This window comes from Jatrophihabitans sp. (assembly GCA_036399055.1).
Classification (GTDB): domain Bacteria; phylum Actinomycetota; class Actinomycetes; order Mycobacteriales; family Jatrophihabitantaceae; genus Jatrophihabitans_A.
Genome location: DASWNX010000014.1, coordinates 18,148 through 41,773, shown reverse-complemented (window position 1 = coordinate 41,773; position 23,626 = coordinate 18,148). Strand labels below are relative to the sequence as shown.

The 23,626-nt window shown below is 71.6% G+C and carries 21 protein-coding genes; 11 read left to right on the top strand and 10 right to left on the bottom strand.

Features of this window, described 5'->3' with window-relative positions; genetic code table 11:
- Nucleotides 1-62 precede the first annotated feature (62 nt).
- From yvcK to VGB75_04245, 7 genes are all read left to right on the top strand, one after another.
- Nucleotides 63-1,073 carry a uridine diphosphate-N-acetylglucosamine-binding protein YvcK gene (gene yvcK / locus VGB75_04275; GenBank protein ID HEY0166239.1) on the top strand — a complete coding sequence of 337 codons (1,011 nt, stop codon included), beginning with the start codon at nt 63-65 and terminating at the stop codon, nt 1,071-1,073.
- Nucleotides 1,073-2,053, top strand: coding sequence for a DNA-binding protein WhiA (whiA, locus tag VGB75_04270; GenBank protein HEY0166238.1), 981 nt, complete (start codon nt 1,073-1,075; stop codon nt 2,051-2,053). The genes yvcK and whiA overlap by 1 nt, the downstream gene beginning before the upstream one ends.
- Nucleotides 2,054-2,240: 187 nt before the next feature.
- Nucleotides 2,241-3,245 (top strand): type I glyceraldehyde-3-phosphate dehydrogenase, encoded by a 1,005-nt coding sequence (gap, locus tag VGB75_04265; protein ID HEY0166237.1) that lies wholly within the window; start codon nt 2,241-2,243, stop codon nt 3,243-3,245.
- A gap of 111 nt (nt 3,246-3,356) precedes the next feature.
- Entirely contained in the window at nt 3,357-4,583 is a 1,227-nt protein-coding gene (locus VGB75_04260) for a phosphoglycerate kinase (protein HEY0166236.1), read from the top strand.
- Nucleotides 4,584-5,384 (top strand): triose-phosphate isomerase, encoded by an 801-nt coding sequence (gene tpiA, locus VGB75_04255; protein HEY0166235.1) that lies wholly within the window; start codon nt 4,584-4,586, stop codon nt 5,382-5,384. It abuts the gene before it with no gap.
- A gap of 102 nt (nt 5,385-5,486) precedes the next feature.
- The gene (gene secG / locus VGB75_04250) at nt 5,487-5,723 is read left to right on the top strand and encodes a preprotein translocase subunit SecG (protein HEY0166234.1); all 237 of its coding nucleotides are present in this window, start codon (nt 5,487-5,489) and stop codon (nt 5,721-5,723) included.
- A 92-nt stretch (nt 5,724-5,815) separates the two neighbouring features.
- Nucleotides 5,816-6,160: an RNA polymerase-binding protein RbpA gene (locus VGB75_04245; protein HEY0166233.1), complete on the top strand. Its 345-nt coding sequence runs from the start codon at nt 5,816-5,818 to the stop codon at nt 6,158-6,160.
- Nucleotides 6,161-6,231: 71 nt separating this feature from the next.
- Here the strand turns inward: VGB75_04245 and pgl are convergent, their stop codons facing one another.
- The 6 genes from pgl to tkt all read right to left on the bottom strand — a co-directional run bounded on the left by pgl (nt 6,232) and on the right by tkt (nt 14,712).
- Nucleotides 6,232-7,014, bottom strand: a complete 783-nt coding sequence (pgl, locus tag VGB75_04240; GenBank protein ID HEY0166232.1) for a 6-phosphogluconolactonase — start codon at nt 7,012-7,014, stop codon at nt 6,232-6,234.
- Nucleotides 7,015-7,050: 36 nt separating this feature from the next.
- Complete coding sequence (locus VGB75_04235) at nt 7,051-8,025, bottom strand: glucose-6-phosphate dehydrogenase assembly protein OpcA (protein HEY0166231.1); 975 nt, start codon at nt 8,023-8,025, stop codon at nt 7,051-7,053.
- An 85-nt stretch (nt 8,026-8,110) separates the two neighbouring features.
- Nucleotides 8,111-9,697 (bottom strand): glucose-6-phosphate dehydrogenase, encoded by a 1,587-nt coding sequence (gene zwf / locus VGB75_04230; GenBank protein ID HEY0166230.1) that lies wholly within the window; start codon nt 9,695-9,697, stop codon nt 8,111-8,113.
- Nucleotides 9,694-11,355, bottom strand: coding sequence for a glucose-6-phosphate isomerase (locus tag VGB75_04225; protein HEY0166229.1), 1,662 nt, complete (start codon nt 11,353-11,355; stop codon nt 9,694-9,696). The genes zwf and VGB75_04225 overlap by 4 nt, the downstream gene beginning before the upstream one ends.
- Nucleotides 11,352-12,548 (bottom strand): transaldolase, encoded by a 1,197-nt coding sequence (tal, locus tag VGB75_04220; protein HEY0166228.1) that lies wholly within the window; start codon nt 12,546-12,548, stop codon nt 11,352-11,354. Before tal ends, VGB75_04225 begins: the two co-directional genes overlap by 4 nt.
- 43 nt (nt 12,549-12,591) lie before the next feature.
- On the bottom strand, nt 12,592-14,712 hold the full coding sequence (gene tkt, locus VGB75_04215; protein ID HEY0166227.1) for a transketolase: 2,121 nt from the start codon (nt 14,710-14,712) through the stop codon (nt 12,592-12,594).
- A 97-nt stretch (nt 14,713-14,809) separates the two neighbouring features.
- Between tkt and VGB75_04210 the strand changes: the two genes are divergently transcribed.
- From VGB75_04210 to VGB75_04195, 4 genes are all read left to right on the top strand, one after another.
- Nucleotides 14,810-15,844, top strand: a complete 1,035-nt coding sequence (locus tag VGB75_04210; GenBank protein ID HEY0166226.1) for a heme o synthase — start codon at nt 14,810-14,812, stop codon at nt 15,842-15,844.
- Nucleotides 15,845-15,952: 108 nt separating this feature from the next.
- Nucleotides 15,953-16,828: a hypothetical protein gene (locus VGB75_04205; GenBank protein ID HEY0166225.1), complete on the top strand. Its 876-nt coding sequence runs from the start codon at nt 15,953-15,955 to the stop codon at nt 16,826-16,828.
- Entirely contained in the window at nt 16,828-18,126 is a 1,299-nt protein-coding gene (locus VGB75_04200; GenBank protein ID HEY0166224.1) for a DUF445 domain-containing protein, read from the top strand. Before VGB75_04205 ends, VGB75_04200 begins: the two co-directional genes overlap by 1 nt.
- Before the next feature lie 145 nt (nt 18,127-18,271).
- Nucleotides 18,272-19,969, top strand: coding sequence for a serine/threonine-protein kinase (locus tag VGB75_04195; protein HEY0166223.1), 1,698 nt, complete (start codon nt 18,272-18,274; stop codon nt 19,967-19,969).
- Nucleotides 19,970-20,047: 78 nt separating this feature from the next.
- Here the strand turns inward: VGB75_04195 and VGB75_04190 are convergent, their stop codons facing one another.
- The 4 genes from VGB75_04190 to VGB75_04175 all read right to left on the bottom strand — a co-directional run bounded on the left by VGB75_04190 (nt 20,048) and on the right by VGB75_04175 (nt 23,457).
- Nucleotides 20,048-21,037 (bottom strand): COX15/CtaA family protein, encoded by a 990-nt coding sequence (locus VGB75_04190; GenBank protein ID HEY0166222.1) that lies wholly within the window; start codon nt 21,035-21,037, stop codon nt 20,048-20,050.
- Nucleotides 21,028-21,792: an ABC transporter permease gene (locus VGB75_04185; GenBank protein HEY0166221.1), complete on the bottom strand. Its 765-nt coding sequence runs from the start codon at nt 21,790-21,792 to the stop codon at nt 21,028-21,030. Before VGB75_04185 ends, VGB75_04190 begins: the two co-directional genes overlap by 10 nt.
- Nucleotides 21,789-22,712: an ABC transporter ATP-binding protein gene (locus tag VGB75_04180; GenBank protein HEY0166220.1), complete on the bottom strand. Its 924-nt coding sequence runs from the start codon at nt 22,710-22,712 to the stop codon at nt 21,789-21,791. Before VGB75_04180 ends, VGB75_04185 begins: the two co-directional genes overlap by 4 nt.
- Nucleotides 22,713-22,785: 73 nt before the next feature.
- Nucleotides 22,786-23,457, bottom strand: coding sequence for a lysophospholipid acyltransferase family protein (locus tag VGB75_04175; GenBank protein HEY0166219.1), 672 nt, complete (start codon nt 23,455-23,457; stop codon nt 22,786-22,788).
- Between the last annotated feature and the right edge of the window lie 169 nt (nt 23,458-23,626).

The following is a 23,626-nucleotide window of genomic DNA, read 5'->3' as shown; positions in this document are numbered from 1 at the left end:
TGGCCGCCCCGGCACCGGACGCGTCGAGCCAGCCGGCGGCGCCCGCCAGGCGACCCAGGGTCGTGGCGCTCGGCGGCGGCCACGGCCTGCACGCCTCGCTGTCGGCGCTGCGGCTGCTCGACGTCGACATCACCGCGGTGGTGACCGTCGCCGACGACGGCGGCTCCTCGGGCCGGATCCGGCGCGAGTTGGGGCTGCTGCCGCCCGGCGACCTGCGGATGGCGCTGTCGGCGCTGGCGACCGGCCGGCTCGCCGGTCATTCCGACCGCGCTGAGAGCTCTGCCGGGCTGGCCTGGTCGACGGTGCTGCAACACCGGATGGGCGGCGCGGGCGCGCTGGCCGGGCATCCGATCGGCAACCTCTTGCTGACCGGCCTGATGGAGCTGCACGATGACGCCGTGACCGCCCTGGACGCCGTCGCCGAGCTGGTCGGCGCCCGCGGCCGGGTGTTGCCGATGTCGGCGCGGCCCCTGGATCTGATGGCCGACGTCGCCAGCGTGGACCCCGACGACCCGGTGCAGTTCCGCCGGATCCGCGGCCAGTCGGCGATCGCGGCCACGTCCGGCCGGGTCACCTCGGTGCGGTTGATTCCCGAGGACGCCCCGGCCTGCCCCGAAGCGGTCCAGGCCATTCTGCGAGCCGACGCGGTGATCCTCGGCCCGGGCTCGTGGTTCACCAGCGTGATACCGCACCTGCTGGTGCCAGAGCTGGCCGCGGCGCTGACCACCACCGACGCGCTGATGATCACGGTGCTCAACCTTGAGCCGCAGGTCGGCGAGACCGACGGGTTCTCCCCGGAGGAGCATCTGCGGGTGCTGCACGAGCACTGCCCGCAGCTCGGGGTCGACGTGGTGATCGCCGACCGGGACGCGGTGCTGGACGGGCCGAGCCTGCAAAGCTACGCCGAGGGGATCGGCGCCCGGCTGGTGCTGGCGCCCATCGCGCTGGCCGAGTCCGGGGCAAGGCATGATCCGTGCAAGCTCAGTCTCGCCGTGGCCGAGGCCGCCGGACTGGGGCGCACGAAAAGCGACGGTGGGTTCCACCGCGGCCCGACGGACGAAGGAGTGCTCTGATGGCGATGACGGCTGCTGTCAAGGACGAGCTCAGCCGAGTGACCATCACCAGGGCATCGGCCCGTCGCGCGGAGATCGCGACCATGCTGCGGTTCGCCGGGGCGCTGCACCTGGTCGCCGGGCACATCATCGTCGAGGCAGAGCTCGACACCGGCTCAGTGGCCCGCCGGCTGCGCAAGGAGATCGCCGAGGTCTACGGGCACACCGCCGAGATCCAGGTCGTCACCGGCGGCAGCCTGCGCAAGGGCACCCGTTACCTGGTCCGGGTGAGCAAGGACGGCGAGGGGCTGGCCCGTCAAGCCGGGCTGGTGGACCTGCGCGGCCGACCGGTCCGGGGCCTGCCCACCCAGGTGGTGGCCGGCACCCTGTCCGAGGCCGAGGCGGCCTGGCGGGGCGCCTTCCTGGCGCACGGCTCGCTCACCGAGCCGGGCCGGGCCGGCGCCCTGGAGATCACCTGCCCCACCAACGAGGCGGCCCTGGCCCTGGTCGGCGCCGGCCGGCGGCTCGGCATCCTGGCCAAGGCCCGCGAGGTCCGCGGGGCCGACCGGGTGGTGGTCCGCGACGGTGACGCCATCGGCGCGCTGCTCACCAGGCTGGGCGCCCACGACTCGGTGATGGCCTGGGAAGAGCGCCGGATGCGCCGGGAGGTGCGAGCCACCGCGAACCGGTTGGCCAACTTCGACGACGCCAACCTGCGCCGGTCCGCGCGGGCTGCCGTCGCCGCCGGCGCCAGGGTCGAGCGCGCCATGCACATCCTCGGCTCGGACGCTCCCGAGCACCTGCTGCAGGCCGGCCGGCTGCGCCTGGAGCACAAGCAGGCCTCGCTGGAAGAGCTGGGCAGCCTGTCGGACCCGCCGATGACCAAGGACGCGGTGGCGGGCAGGATCCGGCGGCTGCTGGCGATGGCCGACAAGCGGGCCCAGGACGAGGGCATCCCGAACACCGAGGCCGCGGTGACCCCGGAGATGCTGGCGCCCTGAGACCGGCCGGCCTGCCCCACGCGGCCACGCTCCGGTATCAGCCTGGTAACACCGCATGCCGACGCACCCGATAAAGTTGACCCCGGACCCTGCGGGGGCCGGTCAGCAGCGTCGCGGCCAGGCACGACCAGCAGCACCTCGGACCTGATTTTTTCGCTGAGACACACGATGCACAAGGAGACCTGTAGTGACTGTTCGGGTGGGTATCAACGGCTTCGGCCGCATCGGACGCAACTTCTTTCGGGCGGTGCAGGCCAGCGGCGCCGATGTCGAGGTGGTGGCGGTCAACGACCTCACCGACAACAAGACGCTGGCCCACCTGCTCAAGTACGACTCGATCCTGGGCCGGTTCCCGGCCGAGATCGGCTACGACGAGCAGAACATCATCGTCGCCGGCAAGCCGATCCGGGCGCTGGAGGAGCGCGACCCGGCGAACCTGCCGTGGAAGGAACTCGGCGTGGACGTCGTCGTCGAGTCGACCGGCTTCTTCACCAAGGCCGCCGACGCCCGCAAGCACCTGGACGGCGGCGCCAAGAAGGTCATCATCTCCGCACCCGCCACCGATGACGACATCACCATCGTGATGGGCGCCAACCACGAGCTGTACGACCCGCAGCAGCACCACATCATCTCCAACGCCTCCTGCACCACCAACTGCCTGGCGCCGCTGGCCAAGGTCCTTCACGACGCCTTCGGGATCGAGAAGGGCCTGATGACGACGATCCACGCCTACACCCAGGACCAGAACCTGCAGGACGCCCCGCACAAGGACCTGCGCCGGGCGCGCGCCGCCAACCTGAGCATCATCCCCACCTCGACCGGCGCGGCCAAGGCGATCGGCCTGGTGCTGCCGGAGTTGAAGGGCAAGCTCGACGGCTACGCGATGCGGGTGCCGGTGCCGACCGGCTCGGTCACCGACCTGACCGTGACGCTGTCGCGCGAGACCACCGTGGACGAGGTCAAGGCCGCGTACAAGGCCGCCGCCGACGGCCCGTTGAAGGGTTACCTCGTCTACACCGAGGACCCGATCGTGTCCGCCGACATCGTCACCGACCCGGCGTCGTGCATCTTCGACGCCACCCTGACCAAGGTGATCGGCGACCAGGTGAAGGTGGTCGGCTGGTACGACAACGAGTGGGGCTACTCCAACCGGCTGGTCGACCTGATCGGCTACGTGGGCGCCACCCTGTAACGCCCGAGCCGGCAGGAGCCGGCAACGGCTCGCCGACCGAGACCCTGGAGTCGGCCCGCCGACCGAGACCTTGGAGTCGGCCCGCCGACCGAGACCCTGGAGTGGATCTGTATGCGCACGGTGGACGATCTGATCAAGGTCGGGGTGGCCGGGCGGCGCGTCCTGGTGCGTTCTGACCTCAACGTGCCGCTGTCCAAGGACGAGCCCCCGGTGGTCACCGACGACGGCCGGATCCGGGCGTCGCTGCCGGTGCTGGCGCAGTTGCTCAACCACGGCGCCCGAGTGATCGTGGCGGCGCATCTGGGCCGGCCGAAGGGCGCGCCGGAGGAGAAGTACTCGTTGCGCCCGGTGGCCGACCGGCTGGCGGCCTTGCTGGGCGCCCCGGTGGAGTTCGCGCTCGACACCGTGGGCGAAAGCGCCCGGCTGCTGGCCGACGGCCTGGCCGACGGCCACCTGCTGCTGCTGGAGAACGTCCGGTTCAACCCCGGCGAGACCTCCAAGGACGAGGCCGAGCGTGCCGCCTTCGCCAAGGCGCTGGCCCAGCTGACCGGCGGCGAGGACGACGGCGGCGCCTACGTCAACGACGCCTTCGGAGCGGTGCACCGCGCGCACGCCTCGGTCTATGACGTCGCGCGGCTGCTGCCGCATTACTGCGGCGGGCTCGTGCGCGAGGAGCTCGACGTGCTGCGCCGGTTGACCGGCGAGGCCGGCGAGGTGCGGCGGCCCTACGTCGTGGTGCTCGGCGGGTCCAAGGTGTCGGACAAGCTGGGCGTCATCTCCTCGCTGCTGCCCAAGGTGGACCGGCTCCTGGTCGGCGGCGGCATGTGCTTCACGTTCCTCAAGGCGCAGGGCCACGAAGTCGGCGACTCGCTGCTGGAGGCCGACCAGGTGCAGACCTGCCAGCGGTTGCTGGCCGAGGCCGGCGACAAGATCGTGCTGCCCACCGACGTGGTGGTGTCGGCCGAGATCTCCGACGACGCCAGCACCCAGACGGTGCCGGCCGACGCGATCCCGGCCGGGCTCAAGGGCCTGGACATCGGGCCGGACTCGGTGGCCCGGTTCACCGAGGCGCTGTCCGGCGCCGGCACGGTCTTCTGGAACGGCCCGATGGGGGTCTTCGAGGTGTCGCCGTTCGCGGCCGGCACCAAGGGCGTGGCCGAGGCGGTCGCCGGGTGCGAGGGGCTGACGGTGGTCGGCGGCGGCGACTCGGCCGCGGCGGTCCGAGCGCTGGGCATCGACGTCAACCGGTTCAGCCACATCTCCACCGGCGGCGGCGCCTCCCTGGAGTACCTGGAAGGCAAGACCCTGCCGGGCGTCGCCGTCCTCGAGGAGAGCTAGATGGCCCGCACGCCAGCACGCACCCCCCTGATCGCCGGCAACTGGAAGATGAACCTGAACCACCTGGAGGCCCTGGCCCTGGTGCAGAAGGTCGCCTTCAGCCTCAAGCCACAGCACTTCGAGGCCGTCGAGGTGGTGGTGCTGCCGCCGTTCACCGACATCCGCTCGGTGCAGACGCTGGTGGACGGCGACAAGCTGGCGTTGCGCTACGGCGCCCAGGACCTGTCACCGCACGCAGGCGGCGCCTACACCGGTGACATCTCCGGCGCCATGCTGGCCAAGCTCGGCTGCAGCTACGTCGTGGTCGGGCACTCCGAGCGCCGCGAGCATCATCAAGAGACCGACGAGGTGGTCAACGCCAAGGTCATCGCGGCCTACGCCAACGAGCTGACCCCGATCCTGTGCGTCGGCGAACGGCTGGAGGTCCGCGAGGCCGGCGAGCAGGTGCCCCACTGCCTGAGCCAGCTGAGCGCCGGCCTGGCCGGCGTGCCCGCCGAGCAGGCCGCCGCCGTCGTCATCGCCTACGAGCCGGTGTGGGCGATCGGCACCGGCAAGGTGGCCACCCCGGCCGACGCGCAGGAAGTGTGCGCGGCGGTCCGTGGGCGGCTAGCCGAGCTGTACAGCCCCGAGCTGGCGGCCGGCGTTCGGGTGCTCTACGGCGGTTCGGTGAAGTCCACCAACGCCGGTGACATCGTGGCCCAGCCAGACGTCGACGGCGCCCTGGTCGGCGGCGCCAGCCTCGACGGCGCCGAGTTCGCCGGAATCTGCATCGCCGCTGGCGGCGGGCCGATTCCGGCGTGAGCCCGGCTTCTGGACTGAGGCGCCAGCTGCGGCAAGCTGAGCAGGTATCCTCTTGACACATATCGCGTCAACCCGTCTAGATCTGCGAGGCCGTCGAACCACATGATCATCACGACGCTGTCGATCGTCCTCATCATCGCGAGCCTGCTGCTGATGGTCCTGGTGCTGCTGCACCGCGGCAAGGGCGGCGGCCTCTCCTCGATGTTCGGCGGCTCGCTCTACTCCAGCCTGTCGGGCTCCTCCGTGGTCGAGCGCAACCTCGACCGGCTCACCGTCATCGCCGGCCTGGTCTGGTCCATCTGCATCATCGGTCTCGGACTGCTCTACAAGGCGAGCTGATCCCACCCGCGGCGGTCATCGCGGCGGCCGCGCGAAGCGTCGGAGCTCCTGGCCGAAGCCTCACAGTGACATCGAGTTAGAGGAGTCAAGAAGTGGCAGGTGGCAGCGCAATCCGCGGCAGCCGGGTCGGCGCCGGGCCGATGGGGGAGCGGGAGCGTGGCGAGTCCGCTCCCCGCCAGTGGGTCTCGTTCTTCTGCGCCAACGGCCACGAGACCAAGCCTGCCTTCGCGATCGAGGCCCTGGTGCCCGACACCTGGGACTGCCCGCGCTGCGGCTTTCCAGCCGGCCGCGAGTCCGCGGCCCCGCCGGCCGCACCCCGCAACGAGCCGTACAAGACCCACCTGGCCTACGTGAAGGAGCGCCGCTCCGACGCCGACGGCGACGCCATCCTCGAAGAGGCGCTGGCTCGGCTGCGGGCCCGCCGCGGCGAGGCCTGACCCCTGCCCGCCGGCCGCTTCAGCGGCCAGGCTCCTCAGCGCACTGCCGGCCGCTTCAGCGGCCAGGCGCCTCAGAGCACCGGCTGGCCGTCGGGACGCCGAGGCAGGCCGGCCGCCGCGTCCCGGTCCACCAGCCACAACGTCCGCAGTCGCCCGCGCGGGCCGGCGGCGGGCACCTGCACCCGACCGGCGCCGCTGAGCGCCAGCGCGACCGCCCGGGACTTGCCGGCGCCGGAGGCCACGAACCAGATCTCGTTCGCCGCGGCCAGGCCCTCGAAGCTCAGCGAGATCCGCAGCGGCGGCGGCTTGGGTGAGTTGCGCACCGCGATCACCGGGCCGGAGTCGTCATAGGCGCTGGGGTGCTCGGGAAACAGCGACGCGCAGTGCCCGTCCGGGCCGACGCCCAGCAGCAGCACGTCGAAGTGCGGCAGCTCGTGGGGATCGTCGGGCCGGCGGGCAGCCGACAGCTGCTCGGCGTAACCGGCCGCGGCCCGGTCGAGGTCGGCGAACGGGCCGTCACTGGCCGGCATCGGAAACAGCCGGGCAGCGGTGAACGGCGAATGAGAGAACAGCAGCCGGTTCGCCGGGGCGTCGTTGCGGTCGGCAGAGTCGGCCGGGACGTAACGCTCATCGGCCCAGAACACGTCCACCCGCGCCCAGTCGACGGCCTCGCGCGAGGCCGTCGCGGCGATCGCCGACCAGACCTTCTCCATGATCGAGCCCGCGGTCAGGGCCAGCGCCGCCCGGCCGCGCGTCTGCTGAGCGCGGGCCAGGGTGGACACCACCCGCACCGCCACGTCGGTGGCCAGGTTCTCGGCAGTGGCCTGGACGATCAGCTCTGGCGGGGCTGGCATGGGGCCTCTCAGGCTTCCGACGGGGCGGGCATCGACTCAGGCCTCCTGCTGGGCCAGCGCCGGATCGTGCCAGATGTGGGTTCGCACCGCCGGGCGGTCATTGAGGCCGGTCAGCCCCGACACCGCGCCCAGAGCCTCGCCGTAGGGCTGGTCGTCGTCCAGGCGGCGCAACTCCTCGGCCAGCATGTCACCGGTGGTGCGCTGGGGGAACGGCTGGATGGTGTCGAGCTGCCCGGGCCGGCGCATCAGCAGCTTGTAGCCCTCGTTGGTCATCTGCACCGTCCGGCCGTCTTCGAACTCGACCGCGACCGCGACGATGTACTTGCCCTCGGCCTTCTCCACCGGAACCGGGATCCCCAGCCGCGACGTCAGCCAGCCGGCCAGCAACTGGGCCGAGGGGTCCTGCGGGTTGCCGGACACGGTCACCGAGGTGGCCGGTGAGGATGCGGTGTCGAACGCCGCCGCCAGCGCTGCCCGCCAGGGCGTGATCACCGTCCAGGTCAGGTCGGTGTCACCCGGGGCGTAGTCGATGGCCCGTTGCTGCAGCGAGGCAGCCGGGGCGGCGTCACGGATCACGTTGGTGATGCGGCGGTCGGCGAACACGCCGAGCGGGTCGTTGGCGATCACCTTGGGGGTCTCGGAGTACCACCAGGCGACCACCGGCGCGTCCGGGGCCAGCAGCGGCAGCGTCACCGACTCGGCGTGCAGCGCCAGACGCCCGAACATCCTGAGCACCACGGCCTCACCGGGTCCGAGGCGCCCGCCGATCGACACCTCGGCGTCCAGCCGGGGGACCGGGGCGTCGATGTGGTGCCTCAGCACCATGATCACCCGCATCGGGTGCTTGGCCGACGCCGTCGCCACGGCCGCCTCCACATCGGCGGTGTCCTTCTCTTCCAGCACCACAACCAGCGTGAGGGCCAGGCCGCTGGTCACCGCCCCGCCCGAGCGTCGCTTGGCGGCCAGCGCCTGCACCACCGCGGTTCCGGTGGTGTCCCAGAGTGTGGTCACCGCGCATCTCCTCTATCTGAGTGGGTCGAGCCTGGACGGGCCGTGCCTGGACGGCTCTGGGGTGAAGGGGCCGTGCCTGAGCGGGTCACGGCCGTCGCCAGCTGCGCCCGTCGCGGGCCAGCATCTCGTCAGCGGCCTTGGGACCCCACTCGCCGGCCCGGTAGGCCTCCGGCTCCTGACCGGCCCAGAACTCCTCCAACGGGTCGATCACCCGCCAGGACGCCTCGACCTCCTCGTTGCGCGGGAACAGCGTGGCGTCGCCGAGCATGACGTCGAGGATCAGCCGCTCGTAGGCCTCGGGGCTGGACTCGGTGAACGCCTCGCCGTACAGGAAGTCCATCGCGACGTCGCGGACCTCCATCATCGACCCAGGGACCTTGGAGCCGAACTTCAAGGTGACGCCCTCGTCGGGCTGGACCCGGATCACCAACTGGTTGTGGCCGAGCTCCTCGGTGTCGGTGTGGCTGAACGGCAGGTGCGGCGCCTTCTTGAACAGCACCGCGATCTCGGTCACCCGGCGCGGCAACCGCTTTCCGGTGCGCAGGTAGAACGGCACGCCGGCCCAGCGCCGGGTGTCGATCCCGAGCCGGACGGCGGCGTAGCTCTCGGTCTTGGAGTCCTCGGGGATGTCCTTCTCGGCGCGGTAGGCGACGACTCGCTCGCCGGCCAGCCAGCCCTGCTGGTACTGCCCGCGGATGGCGTACGCGCCGGTGTCGCTGGGCAGCCGGATCGCCCGCAGCACCTTGAGCTTCTCGGTGCGGATCGCGTCGGCGGTGAACTCCACCGGCTCTTCCATCGCGGTCAGCGCCAGCAGCTGCAGCAGGTGGTTCTGCAGGACGTCGCGAGCGGCGCCGGTGACGTCGTAGAAGCCGGCCCGGCCGGCGATGCCGACGTCCTCGGCCATCGTGATCTGAACCGAGTCGACGTAGTTGGCGTTCCACACCGGCTCGAAGAGCTGGTTGGCAAAGCGCAGCGCCATCAGGTTCTGCACCGTCTCCTTGCCGAGGTAGTGATCGATCCGGAACACGTCCTTGGCGGTGAACACCTCGTCGACCAGGGCGTTGAGCGCTTTGGCGCTGGGCAGGTCGTGCCCGAACGGCTTCTCCACCACGACCCGGCGCCAACCGCCGGAGGTGGCGTTGTCGGCCATCTTGGTGCGCTCCATCTGCTTGAGCACCACCGGGAACATGCTCGGCGGGACCGACAGGTAGAAGGCTGCGTTGCCCTTGATGCCGTGGCTCTGGCGCAGCTCGTCCAGCGTGGTGGCCAGGGTGTCGAAGGCGGCGTCGTCGTCGAACGAGCCGGCCACGAACTTGATGTCACCCGACAGCCGGGCCCAGACCTCCTCGTTCCAGTCGGTGCGGGCGTGCTCCTTGGCCGCCTTCTTGGCCAGCGACTCGAAGTCGCCGTCCTCCCAGTCCCGGCGGGCGAAGCCGAGCAGCACGAAGTCGGCCGGCAACAGGCCCCGGTTGGCCAGGTCATAGATCGCCGGCAGCAGCTTCTTGCGCGCCAGGTCACCGGTGACGCCGAAGACCACCAGGGCGCAGGGCTCGGGCACCCGTGGCAGCCGCCGGTCCCCGGGATCGCGCAGCGGGTTGGATCGCAACCCGGGACGAGTCTCCGGCCCCTCGCCAGCGTCGATCGCGGGGGACTGGTCCTCGGTCAGGCTCACGTCACTTCTCCTTGGAGCGCTTGCAGAAGCTGACCGATGCCCGCGGCCCGGTCGGTCAGATGCAGGTGTAGCACCGGTCTGCCCTTGTCGGCGAGCACCGTGGCGTCGCCGGCGGCCTGCGCGCGCTGCAGCGAGGCGAAGGTGTACGGGCGGTCCGGCACGGCCAGGTCGCCCCCAGTCTCCTGCGAGGCGTCGGCGGTGAGCTGCAGGAACACGCCGTTGGGGTGTCCGCCCTTGTGGTACTGGCCGGTCGAGTGCAGGAACCGGGGTCCCCAGCCGAAGGTGGTCTGCAGGCCGGTGCGGCGTGCCACCGCCGGACGCAGGTCGGCCGCCGTGGCGTCGGCGTGCCGGTCGAGGTAGGCCTGGATGCTGACGTAGCCCCGCTCGGGCGCCGCGGCCAGGAATGCCTGCAGCGCGTCGGCCAGCGTGCTCGCGCCAGCCAGGTCGAAGCCGGCGCTGAACACTTCCACGGCCCCGTCGGTCAGGGCCGGTCGCTCCTGGGCGGCCTGCTCCGGGGCGTCGAGCAGCGCCCGCGCCTGCTTCTTGGCCTCCTCGACGTTGGGCTGGTCGAAGGGGTTGATCCCGATGACACGCCCGGCCACGGCGGTGGCGTACTCCCAGAGCAGCAGCTGCGCGCCGAGCGGCCCGCTGACCGCCGCCCCCCACCCCGAGGGCGGCTCAACGGACTCCCGATCGCCTCCGAGGCTGACCAGGATCGCGTCCGGGCCCGCGTCGGCGAATCCGGCGGCCTGCGGGCTCTCCACGACCACCGGAAGCAGGCCGCGGCCGTCCTTGCCGGTCGACTCGGCGATCAGTTGCTCGGCCCAGTCACCGAAGCCGGTGATGCCCGAGCCGAAGTCGGCGAAGACCACCTTGTCCAAGCCGGCGTCGTGCGCCTGGCCCAGCAACGCGCCGAGCCGGAGGCCGGGGTTGGCCCCGGAGTCCACCGACAGCGCCTCGGCGGCCGTGCCAGCCTCGTCCAGCAGCGCGCTCAGGTCGACGCCGGCCAGACCGGAGGGCACCAGCCCGAACGCGGTCAGCGCGCTGTAGCGGCCGCCCACGTTCGGATCGGCCAGGAACACCTTGCGGTAACCGGCGTCCTCGGCGGTCTGCTGCAACGGCGAGCCCGGGTCGGTGACCACCACGATCCGCCGCTGGGGGTCGATGCCGGCGTCAGCGAAGGCCTTCTCGTAGGCCCGCCGGTGCGAGTCGGTCTCGACGGTGCCTCCGGACTTGCTCGAGACCACCAGGACGGTGCGCTCCAGGTTGTCGGCGAGGGCGGCCCGCACCTGGCCTGCGTCGGTGGTGTCCAGGGTGACCAGAGGCCGCCCGGCGGTGGCGCAGATGACCTCGGGCGCCAGCGAGCTGCCGCCCATGCCGGCCAGCACCACGTGGTCCACTCCCTCGGCGGCCAGTTCTTCGCGCAGCGCGTCGATCTCGGCGACCAGCGGCCGGGAAGTCTGGGCCAGGGACACCCAGGACAGCCGCTTGGCGGCCTCGGACTCGGCGTCGGCGCCCCACAGGGTCGGGTCCTGCGCGGTGAGCTTGCTCGCGACCTGGTCGTGCACCAGCGTGTTCAGGGCATCGGTGTAGGCCTGGACGTCGGGGTACTGCGGTTCCAGCCGCAGCACCCCGTCGTCAGAGGCTGTGTCGGTCATGCCGGGGCGTCCGAGCGGTCGGCGTTGCCGGCCTTACTGGGATCTCCGTTGTCGGCCTTCTGCGCGCCCGCGGTCAGCTGCTTCTGCACGCCCTCCAGCAGGCTGGCCCAGGAGTCCATGAACTTGTCCACGCCCTCGGACTCGAGCAGCTCGGTGACCTCGTCGAGCTCGATGCCCAGCGCCGACAGGTCGGTGACCACCTGGCGGGCCTCGTCGTAGCCGGAGTCGGCGGTCGGGCCGCTGATCACGCCGTGGTCGCCGACCGCGTTCAGGGTGGCCTCGGGCATCGTGTTCACGGTGTTCGGCGCGACCAGCTGGGTCACGTACATGGTGTCGTCATAGGCCGGGTCCTTGACGCCGGTGGAGGCCCACAGCGGGCGCTGGACGTGCGCTCCGGCCGCCTTGAGCTCCTCCCAGGCCGGGCTGGTGAACACCTCCTGGAACGCCTCGTAGGCCAGCCGGGCGTTGGCGATACCGGCCTTGCCGCGCACGGCTGCTGCACGAGAGCCAGCCTCGTCGGTTCCGCTCAACTTATCCAGCCGCTTGTCGATCTCAGTGTCGACCCGGGAGACGAAGAACGAGGCGACCGAGCGGATGGTGGACAGGTCGATGCCGGCTTCGCGGGCCTGGCGCAGGCCGTCGAGGTAGGCGTCCATCACCTTGCGGTAGCGCTCGATGGAGAAGATCAGCGTCACGTTGACGCTGATGCCGGCCGCTGTCGCCGCCGCGATCGAGGCGATTCCGGCCTCGGTGGCCGGAATCTTGATCATCACGTTCGGGCGGTCGACCAGCCACCACAGCGCGGTGGCCTCGGCGGTGGTCTTGTCGCCGTCGTGGGCGATCCGGGGGTCGACCTCGATCGACACCCGGCCGTCCTGGCCGTCGGTCGAGTCGAACACCGGGCGCAGCACGTCACAGGCCCAGCGGATGTCGAAGGCGGTCAGCAGCCGGACCGCTTCTTCCAGGGCGACCTCACGCACCGCCAGGTCGTGCACCTGCTGGGCGTAGGCGGAGTCGCCGTCGGCGGCGCCCTCCATCGCCTTCTGGAAGATCGACGGGTTGCTGGTCACGCCGACGACGTGCTTGGTCTCGATCAGCTGCTGCAGGTTGCCACTGACCAGCCGCTCGCGGCTGATGTCGTCGAGCCAGATGGACACGCCTTGGGCCGACAGGTCGGCGAGTGCGTCGCTCATGATGGATCCCCTTCTCTGGAAAGCTCTCGAACGTGGGTGTCGGCTAGTTGCCGGTGGTGGTGCCGGTGATCGCGCCTACCCGCTCAAGGCTGGTGTGGGCAGCGGTGACGACGTTGTCAGGGGTGAAGCCGAGCTGCTCGAACAGCACCTTGACGTTGGCGCTGGCCCCGAAGTGGTCCAGCGCGACGATCTCGCCGGCCTCGCCGACGATCTCGCGCCAGCCCAGTGGCACACCGGCCTCGATGCTGACTCGGGCCTTGACCGCCGGCGGCAGCACCTGCTGCTGGTAGGACCGGTCCTGGGCCCGGAACCACTCGACGCAGGGCATCGAGACCACCCGGGTCGGGGTGCCCTCGGCCTCCAGCCGCTCCCGCGCCGCCAGCGCCAGGCTGACCTCGGAGCCGGTCGCGATCAGGATCACCTTGGGCAGGCCCTCGGAGGCCTCTTCCAGCACGTAGCCGCCCTTGCCGGCGTCGACCACCTTGGCGGCGTCGAGCACCGGCAGGTTCTGCCGCGACAGCGCCAGGCCGGCCGGCCGGTCAGTGTGCTCGAGCACCGTCCGCCAGATGACCGCGGTCTCGTTGGCGTCGGCCGGACGGACGACGTCCAGGCCCGGGATGGCGCGCAGCGAGGCCAGGTGCTCCACCGGCTGGTGGGTCGGGCCGTCCTCGCCGAGGCCGATCGAGTCGTGGGTCCAGACGTAGATGGTGGGCAGCTTCATCAACGCGGCCAACCGCACGGGCGGGCGCATGTAGTCGCTGAACACCAGGAAGGTGCCGCCGTAGACCCGGGTGCCGCCGTGCAGGGCGATGCCGTTCATGATCGAGCCCATGGCGTGCTCGCGGATGCCGAAGTGCAGCGTCCGGCCGAACGGGCCGCCCTCCCAAACCTTGGTCTGGCGGTCGGACGGCACGAAGCTCGGCTCGCCCTCCATGGTGGTGTTGTTGCTCTCGGCCAGGTCGGCCGAGCCGCCCCACAACTCGGGCAGCACGCCGGCCAGCGCGCTGAGCACCTTGCCCGAGGCCGCCCGGGTGGCGATCGAGTTCGGCTTGCCGTCCTTCTCGGTCGGAAAGCTCGGCAGCGAGTCGGTCCAGCCCGGCGGCAGACTGCGCTCGACCATGCGGTCGAACAGCGCCTTGCGCTCGGTGTTGTCGGCGGCCCAGGCGTCGAAGGCCGGCTGCCAGTCGGCGCGGGCGGCGCGGCCCCGGTCGACGGCCTTGCGGGTGTGCTGCAGCACCTCGGGCGCGACCGCGAAGTCGATCGCGGGGTCGAAGCCCAGGATCTCCTTGGTCTTGGCGATCTCCTCGGCGCCCAGCGCCGAGCCGTGGGCCTTGCCGGTGTTCTGCTTGGTGGGCGAGGGCCAGGCGATGATCGTGCGGACGGCGATGAAGGACGGCCGGTCGGTCTCGGCCCGAGCCGCCTCGAGCGCGGCCTCCAGGGCCACCACGTCCTCGCCGGACTCGACCTGCTGGACGTGCCAGCCGTAGGCCTCGTACCGCTTGCAGACGTCCTCGGAGAAGGCGATGTTGGTGTCGTCTTCGATGGAGATGTGATTGTCGTCCCAGATGAGCGTCAGATTGCCCAGCTGCTGGTGACCGGCGAGCGAGGACGCCTCGCCTGAGACGCCCTCCTGCAGGCAGCCGTCACCGGCGATGACATAGATCTGGTGATCGAACACCGACTCGCCGGGCGCGGTGTCGGGATCGAGCAGGCCCCGCTCGCGCCGAGCAGCCATCGCGAAGCCCACGGCGTTGCCGACGCCCTGGCCCAGCGGGCCGGTGGTGGTCTCGACGCCGATGGTGTGTCCGTGCTCGGGGTGTCCCGGGGTGAGCGAGCCCCAGGTGCGCAACGACTTGAGGTCTTCGAGCTCGAGTCCGTAGCCGGCCAGGAACAGCTGTGTGTACAAGGTCAACGACGCATGGCCGTTGGACAGCACGAACCGGTCGCGGGCGACCCAATTGGGATCGGTCGGGTCGTGGCGCATGGTTCTCTGAAAGAGCAGGTAGGCCAGCGGCGCGAGGCTCATCGCGGTGCCTGGATGGCCGTTGCCCACCTTCTGCACGGCGTCGGCCGCCAGCAGCCTGGCGGTGTCCACAGCGGTGGTGTCCAGCTCAGTCCACCAATCGGGGTGGGTCTGAACGATGCCGGGTGCGCTCTCGGTCACGTGGCTCTCCTGCTTTCATATGTCGCGATAGGGCCTTAACGGAGCTTAACCGCTTCCAGTCCCGCGCTTTGGCGACGCCGAAGCGCCCCGTCGGGTCGTGGATCGGGCGGCTGCGCCGGATGGGGTAACGGTGTCGCGAGGCCGGTCAGCGACGCCGGATGCGGTGGCGGCCGTAGTTTCGGCCGGGCGTTACGCTGAGCCAGTGACGCAGACCCCGGTTGCCCCTACTCGCTCGGGTGACACGGGTGTCGCTACTCGCTCAGCGATGACCTCGGTACGAGCCTACGTGGCCCTGACCAAGCCACGCATCATCGAGTTGCTGCTGGTCACCACGCTGCCCGCGATGGTGCTGGCCGCCGACGGCCTGCCGCGCTGGCAGACGGTGCTGGTCACCCTGATCGGCGGCACCCTGGCGGCCGGCTCGGCGAACGCGCTGAACTGCTACCTCGACCGCGACATCGACGCGCTGATGCGCCGCACCGGGCACCGCCCGCTCGCCACCCACGACGTCTCGCCGGGCGGCGCGCTGGTCTTCGGCTCGCTGCTCGGAGTCTTCGCCGTGGCCCTGATGGGCGTGGGCGCCAACTGGCTGGCCGCCGGCCTGACCGCGCTGGCGATCGCCTTCTACGTGTTCGTCTACACCATGCTGCTCAAGCGGCGGACCCCTCAGAACATCGTCTGGGGCGGCGCGGCCGGCTGCATGCCGGTGCTGATCGGCTGGGCGGCGGTCACCGGGTCGCTGGCCTGGGCGCCGGTGATCCTGTTCGGGGTGGTGTTCTTCTGGACGCCGCCGCACTTCTGGGCGCTGGCGATCCGCTACAAGGAGGACTACGCCCGAGCCGGCGTGCCGATGCTGCCGGTGGTCGCCTCGCCGCTCGAGGTCGCGCGCCAGATCGTCGGCTACTCCTGGCTGACGGTGGCGACCTCGCTGGCGCTGTGGCCGCTGGCCACCGGCTGGGTGTACGGGGTGCTGGCGCTGGGCGCCGGGGCGGCGCTGCTGGTCGAGGCGCATCGGCTGCACGCGGCCGCCCGGCGTGGCGAGGCCGGCCGGCCGATGCGGCTGTTCCACCTGTCCAACAGCTACCTGGCCTTCGTGTTCCTGGCCGTCGCGGTCGACACCTTCCTGCGCTGACTTCGGGCCCGGCGCGAGGCCGGCGGCCTAGCGGATGCGTCCGCTCGGGGCGCGATCTCAGCCGGGCCGAGACCTCGGGGCCGGCCGGTCCGCCCGTAGGATCGGGGGGTGAGCAGACGCATCGCCCTCGCCAGCTGCCAGGCGCTGCCGACCGGTGACGGTGACGATCTGGCGCTGCTGGCGCCCCTGGCCGCTCTGGGCGTCGAGGCCAGCATGGTGCCGTGGGACCAGCCTGGCGTCGAGTGGTCGCGATTCGACGCGACGATCATCCGGGCCACCTGGGACTACACCTCCCGACGGGAGGATTTCCTTGCCTGGGCGGCCTCGGTGCCCAGGCTGCACAACCCGCTGTCGGTGATCGAAGCCAACAGCGACAAGAGCTACCTCGTCGACCTCGCCGCCGCCGGTCTGCCGGTGGTCCAGACCTGGCTGGCGCCGATCGGGGCCGAGCCGGAGTTGCCCGAGTCCGGTGAGTTCGTGCTCAAGCCGGCGGTCGGCGCGGGCTCGCGCGGCGCGGGCCGGTTCGACGCCGGCCGGCCGGGAGCCCTGGACGCGGCCCGCGAGCATCTGCGGGCGCTGCACGAGGCCGGCCGCACGGTGCTGGTGCAGCCTTACCACTCGGGCGTCGACACCGCCGGCGAGACCGCGCTGATCTTCATCGACGGCGTGTACAGCCACGCGATCGGCAAGGGCCCGATGCTGGCTCCCGGCGTCCGGCATCAGGTGGACGGCCCGGCCTACGTCCTGGAGAACATCACCTCGCGCCAGCCGTCTGAGGAGGAACTGGCTGTCGCGGACAAGGTGTTCGCCTACGCCGACGGCCAGCAGGAGCAGGACCTGCTGTACGCCCGGATCGACCTGCTGCCCGGGCCGGAAGGCCCGGTCGTGGTCGAGCTGGAGCTGGTCGAGCCGTCGCTGTACCTCAGCTACTCCGACACTGCGGCAGGCCTGCTGGCCGCGGCCATCAGCGCCCGGCTGAGCTGATGGCCTCGCCTTCGGGTCAGCAGTCCGACCGTCCACCGCTGGACGTGCCGGTGCTCTCGCTGGCCGGCGACGCCGAGAAGCAGGCCGCGCTGCGGCGGATGAAGCTGGTCGCCACCGGCGGCCTGGTGTTCGCCGCCGTGGTGTTCGTGCTCTGCAAGCTGATCGGCGACGATCGCGGGGTCTGGCCGTTCATCCAGGCGGCCAGCGAGGCGGCGATGGTCGGCGGCCTGGCCGACTGGTTCGCCGTGACCGCGCTGTTCCGGCATCCGCTGGGTTTGCCGATCCCGCACACCGCGATCATCCCGCGCAAGAAGGACCAGATCGGTGAGAGCCTGGGCGACTTCGTCCAGCAGAACTTCCTGACCCCGGAGGTGGTCGGCCCCCGGCTGCAGGCGGCCCAGATCCCGCGCCGGGTAGGGGAGTGGCTGGCCACCGGCGACCGTCCCGAGCGGCTCTCGCACGAGCTGGGGGTGGCGCTGGCCGGCGCGAACACGGTGCTTGCCGACGAGGAGATCCGGCTGGCCATCGAGAAGTTCGCCGACGCGCAGCTGCGCCGAGTGCCGGCCGCGCCGGTGGTGGCCAAGGTGCTCGACCTGGCGGTGGAGGGCGATCAGCACCAGATCCTGCTCGGCGAGGGGCTGCGGTCGCTGATGCGCTTTCTGGACGACAACCGGGACGTCTTTCGGAAGCGGGTGGCCGACGAGTCGCCGGAGTGGGTGCCCGAGTGGGTGGACGGCAAGGTCTTCAACAAGCTGTTCAGCAGCGTCCAGAGCTTTCTGGCCGACGTGGCCAGTGATCCGCAGCACGCGCTGCGCCTGCAGTTCGACGAGCGGCTGCGGCTGTACGCGGTGCAGCTGCGCACCGATCCGGAGGCTGCCAGGCACCTGGAGCAGTGGAAGGCCGAGTTGCTGGACCACCCGGCGGTGCGCAACGCGCTGGCCTCGCTGTGGCTGCCGCTGAAGAAGGCGGTGCTCGAGGCCGCGCTGGACCCGGACTCAGAGCTGCGCCGGGTCAGCGCCTCGGTGATCCGGCAGACCGGAACCGCGCTGCGCGATGACCTGAGCCTGCAGGCCAAGTCCGAACGCTGGCTGCTCGCGGCGATGAGGCACGTGCTGGCCCACTACTCCGGCGAGCTGACCGGAGTGATCTCCCACACGGTGTCGCGCTGGGATGCCGACTCGACGGCGCGTCGACTGGAGCTGCAGGTGGGCCGGGACCTGCAGTTCATCCGGATCAACGGCACGGTCGTCGGCTCGCTGGTGGGCCTAGTGATCTATTCCGTCAGCCGATTTCTCTGAGGCCAGCTAGCCTGTTACCGGATCGCTGAGCCAACAGCGGCTCTTCGTGCTGGCTGGAGGACTTATTTCCGAGGACGAAGGCACCGGTGCGCACACCGCTGTCGGGCGAATCGCGGGCGCCGATCTCGGCCCCGCGACCGAGGCTATGCCTGTCCCGGCGGCAGTCCCCACGCCCCCGCAGCCTGGCGAGCCCGGCTGGCTCCTGGGTGGCCGCTACCGGGTGATCGACCGGATCGGCGCCGGCGGCATGGCCGACGTGTTCCGGGCCCACGACCAGCTGCTGGCCCGCGATGTCGCGGTGAAGGTGTTTCGCGCCCACACCGACCCGGCTGAGACCACCGCCGGCATGCAGCGCCAGGAGCTGGAGCTGCAGACGCTGGCCCGGCTGAGCCACCCCAACCTGATCACCCTGTTCGACGGCTCGATCGGCTCGGCCGGCGAGCCGGCGTTTCTGGTGATGGAGCTGATCGAGGGCCCCAGCCTGGCGGCCCAGATCGCCCAGGGCCCGCTGAGCGAGCCCGAGACGCGCGAGATCGCCATCCAGATCGCCACCGCGCTGGCCTACGTGCACTCCCAGCACATGGTGCATCGCGACATCAAGCCCGCCAACATCCTGCTCGGCGCCGACGGCACCAGCGGCGACACCACGGTCCGGGCGCGGCTGTCGGACTTCGGCATCGTCCGGCTGCTAGGCAGCGAGCATCTGACCAGCGCCGACTTCATGGTCGGGACGGCGTCCTACCTGGCGCCGGAACAGGCCCGCGGCGCCGAGGTCGGCCCCGCTGCCGACGTCTACGCGCTCGGCCTGGTGCTGATCGAGGCGCTCACCGGACGGCGGTCCTACGAAGGCCCGGCGCTGGAGGCGGTGCTGGCCCGGCTGGACCGCTCGCCCGAGATCCCGGCCGGCCTGGGGCAACCGTGGCCGCAGCTGTTGCAGGCGATGACCGCGACCGACCCCTCGCAGCGGCCCGGCGCGGCCGAGGTCGCCCGTACGCTGCGCGACGGCGTCGCGATGCCGACCCCGATGCTGGTTGTGGGCGGCGCCAAGCCGCTCGCCGGAGACGCGGTGCTGGCCGGCGGCGCGCCGCTGGCTGCCGCCTCCGGAGTGGCCGGCGCCGCGGCGCTTGCCGATGGCGCTGGCCTCACCAACGGCGTCGGGTTCGCCAGCGCTACCGGCTCGGCGTCACTGGCCGGCCCTGCCAACCCCGACCTGCCCACCGCCTTCATCAGCACCGGCCTGACGCCGATGCCGCCACCGGTTGACCACGAGCCCGACAAGCCCGCCGAGCCGGACCGGCGCCGCGATGCCGCTGCCGCTGGCCGAGGTCCGCTGGTGGGCGCCGCGGTCGCCGCTGCCGTCCTGGTCACCGCCCTGACGGCCGGCGGGCTGCTGCTCGTGAGAGGTCAGTCGGCGAAGGACCCGTCCTCGACGCTGCCGGGGCAGGCGGTGTCCAGCAGCACCAGCCGGCAGCCCGGCGCCACGCCGTCACAAACGCCGACCTCGCTGGCGCCGGTCGGCGCGGTGCCCAGCACGGGCCTCGGCACGACGGCCCGGGTCAGCTCCGGTCCCACCAGCAGCGCGCCGCCGTCCAGCAGCAGCGCGGCTCCCACCAGCAGCGCCCCACCCACCAGCAGCGCGGCGCCCACCAGCAGCGCGCCTGCGCCTACCAGCAGCGCCCCGCCTACCAGCAGCGCGCCGCCGCCCAGCAGCAGCGCCCCGCCGAGCACCTCGGTCAGCCCGAGTGTCACCGCGACCGGGACCGGCGCCGCCACGGCTCCGGCGGGCGCTGCTGGCACGCCGGCCCCGGGCACCAGCAGCGTCAAGCCGAAGAAGCAGGGCTAGCCGCCGCTTCAGCGCCGCTGGCCGTCCAATGGCTTGGCTTGGCTGGCGCCGCTGGCCGTCTCAGCGCCGCTGGCCGTCTTAGCGCCGCTGGCCCGCCAATGGCTTGGCCGGCGCCGGGTGGGTGCGGGCAGGCGCGGCCAGGGCGTGCGCCAGGACTGCCAGGGCAGCCAGCCAGACCAGGCAGGCGCCGAGCATGTGAACGCCCACCAGCAGCGCGGGAACGTGCGTGAAGTACTGCACGAACCCGATCAGGCCCTGAGCGAGTTCCACCGCGAGCAGCAGCCAGGCGGCGCGGCGTAACCGTTGCGAGGCGCCGGCGGCCTGGGCCAGCACCGCGAAGCCGAGGGTGAGTCCGATCAGCAGCAGCACCACGTCGGCGTGCAGCTGGGACACCGAGGCGGGGTCGAGGTCGATGCGGTTGGTCGCCCCCTTGTCGCCGGCGTGCGGACCGCTTCCGGTCACCACCGTGCCGATGGCCAGCACCGCCGCGGTGAGCGTCACGATCACTGTCGCCGCCGCGCGCAGGCTGCGCTGCCCCGCTGTGCGCAGCCCGGCCGCCGCCGGCCCGGCCGAGTCAGCCGCTGCGGGCCCGGTCGGTTGAGCCGTCGGTTCAGCGTCGTCTCGCAGCCGCCACCACAGCGCGAAGGCGATCGCGATGATCAGCATCGACAGCAGGAAGTGCGCGGCCACCGTCCAGGGGTTCAGACCTGTCAACACCGTGATGCCGCCGAGCACCGCCTGAGCGGGGATGCTCGCCGCCACCAGCGCTGCCAGCTTGACCTGGCGGCGGGCCAGCACGGCGACGATCAGCGTCGCCAGCACCACCGCGCTGAGCACGAAGGTCAGTTGCCGGTTGGCGAACTCGATCACGCCGTGCGCCGCGTACTCCGGGGTGGGGGTCAGCGAGTCCTCGGTGCAGGAGGGCCACGTCGGGCAGCCCAGTCCCGAGCCGGTCAGCCGGACCGCCCCGCCGGTCACCACGATCAGCACGTTGGCGACCAGCGTGGCCAGCGCCAGCCGGCGCAGGGTGGCCGGCGCGCGCAACCAGCCGGCTTCGCTCACTCCCATCGGAACCACCGCGCCGCGGCCGGCAGGGCCAGCGCCGCCCAGAGCAGCAGGATCAGGGCCGGTCGCACCGGCAGGCCGGCGCTCTGCTCGAGCACCTGGTGCAGGCCGTCGGACAGCGCGGCCGACGGCAGGTAGCGCAACACGTCAGCGACCGCCTCGGGATAGCGCGACAGCGGAATGGCGATGCCGCCGGCGAACAGCAGCACCAGCCAGATCAGGTTCGCCGCGGCCAGGGTGATCTCGGCCCGGACGGTGCCGGCCAGCAGCAGTCCCAGACCGCCGAAGGCGAAGGTGCCGAGCACGATCAGCACGGCCGCCGACACCGCTCCGCCGCTGGGACGCCAGCCCAGCACCAGGCCGAACAGGCAGATCAGCACCGCTTGCACCAGCTGCAGGATCAACACCGCGAAGGTCTTGCCGAGCAGCAGCACCCGGCGGGACAGCGCGGTGGCGCCCAGCCGCTTGAGCACCGCGTACTTGCGCTCGAAGCCGGTGCCGATGGCAAGGCCGGTGAACGAGGCGCTCATCACCGCCAGCGCGAGCACCGAGGGCACCACGAAGTCGATTCGCCGGGGCGTGTCGAGGGAGTACAGCAACGGCAGGTTGAAGAAGAACTCCAGCAGCAGCGGGATCACCAGCGTCAACGCGACCTGCTCGCCGTTGCGCAGCAGCAGCCGCAGCTCCATCCGGGTCTGGGCGGCCAGCATCCGCGACGCTGGCGCCGCGCCCGAGGCGGGCGCGAAGCTGGTGGTCATCGACCGGTCTGCGGCAGGGTGAGGGCCAGGAAGACGTCCTCCAGGCTGCGCCGCTCGACACGCAGGCCCTCAGCCAGCACCTCGCGCGCCGCGCACCAGGACGTGATGGCGGCCAGCAGCGTCGGCGTCACCTCGCCCGCGACCAGGTAATGCCCGGCGGCCGGCTCGCTGACCTGGGCGCCGACCGGCAATGCCGCCTGCAGCTCCGCGATCGGTAGGCCGGCGGGCGCTGAGAACCGGACCTGGCCCGCTGAGCCGGCCTGGGTCAGCTCAGCCGGGCTGCCCTCGGCGACGATCCGCCCGGCGTGCAGCATCACGACGTGGTCTGCCAGCTCCTCGGCCTCGTCCAGGTAGTGGGTGCTCAGCACGATGCTGACGCCGTCGCGGTGCAACCGGCGGATCAGGTCCCAGGCACCGCGTCGGGCCTGCGGGTCCATGCCGGTGGTCGGCTCGTCCAGGAACAGCAGCTCCGGACGCGAGATCAGCGCCATCGCCAGCGACAGCCGCTGCTGCTGGCCGCCGGACAGCCGCCTGACCTGGGTGCCGGCCTGCTCGGCCAGGCCCACCTCTTCGAGCAGGTCGCGCGCGTCGAGAGGGTGCGCGGCGTAGCTGCCGAACAGCTGCAGCAGCTCCAGGGCACGGGCGCCGGTGTAGCCGCCGACGCCGCCCTGCAGCATCACCCCGACCTTGGGACGCAGCGCGCCGCTGTCGGTGACCGGGTCCAGTCCGAGCACCCGGACCCGGCCGCTGTCGGCACGCCGGAAGCCCTCGCAGATCTCGATGGTGGTGGTCTTGCCGGCGCCGTTGGTGCCCAGCAGCGCGAGCAGGTGACCACGCGGCACGGTGAGTGAGATGCCGTCCACGGCGGGCCGGCCTGCATAGCGCTTGACGAGATCGGTGATCTCAACGGCGGCGGGCACTGGTCAAGTCTAGGTAGTCCGCGCGGGGCTGACGCACCACCTGCGCTGTGACGTTCGGTGCGGGCCGTGGGCGTCACTCTCCGGCCTTCACCGCGCTCCCGTAGCTGTCGACGTAGTCCTGTCCGGACAGCTTCTGCACCGCCTCCCGGATCGTCTCGGTGACCTCGCGCAGCTTGCGGGACGAGCGCTCGTCCTCGGGGCGGCCGGAGAAGTCCAACGCCGGGCCGTAGTGCACCTCGACCGGAGCGCGGTACCAGTGCCGGTCGCCCTCGATGAGCACCTTGTCGGTGCCGATCAGGCCCACCGGGATGACCGGCGCGCCCGAGCGCAGGGCCAGCCGGGCGACCCCGGTGCGGAACTTGTGCAGCCGGCCGTCCGGTGACCGGGTGCCTTCGGGGTAGATGCCCAGAGCCTTGTGCTGGCCCAGCAGCTCGACGCCCACGTCGACGGCGTTGGCGGCTGCCCGCGGGTTGTACCGGTCCACCGGCACGTGGCCGAACTCGCGAAAGCTCCAGGCGGTGATCCGGCCACGCAGCCCGGGGGCGGTGAAGTACTCGGCCTTGGCGAAGTACAGCACCTGACGGCCGGCGGTGATCGGGGTGAACACCTCGTCCGCGGCGGACAGGTGGTTGGCGGCGATGATCGCCGGACCGGTGCGCGGGACGAACTCCTGGCCGCTGACGCGCGGCTTGAAATAGGCGCGGATCAGAGGCGCTACAAGGACTTCCGAGGCGTGGTACAGCACTTAGCGAACCTACCGCCTGGTCAAGCGCCTTCTGCCCCGCCTCAGGTCAGCCGTAGAGCCGGAGGCCCGCGGCCCGGCGCGGCGCAGGGGCGCCAAACGGGCCAAACCAGCTCGACTGCCGCGCCGAGCCCGTCGGATGAGAGCAACGCCACCTCGGCACGCGGCCCCT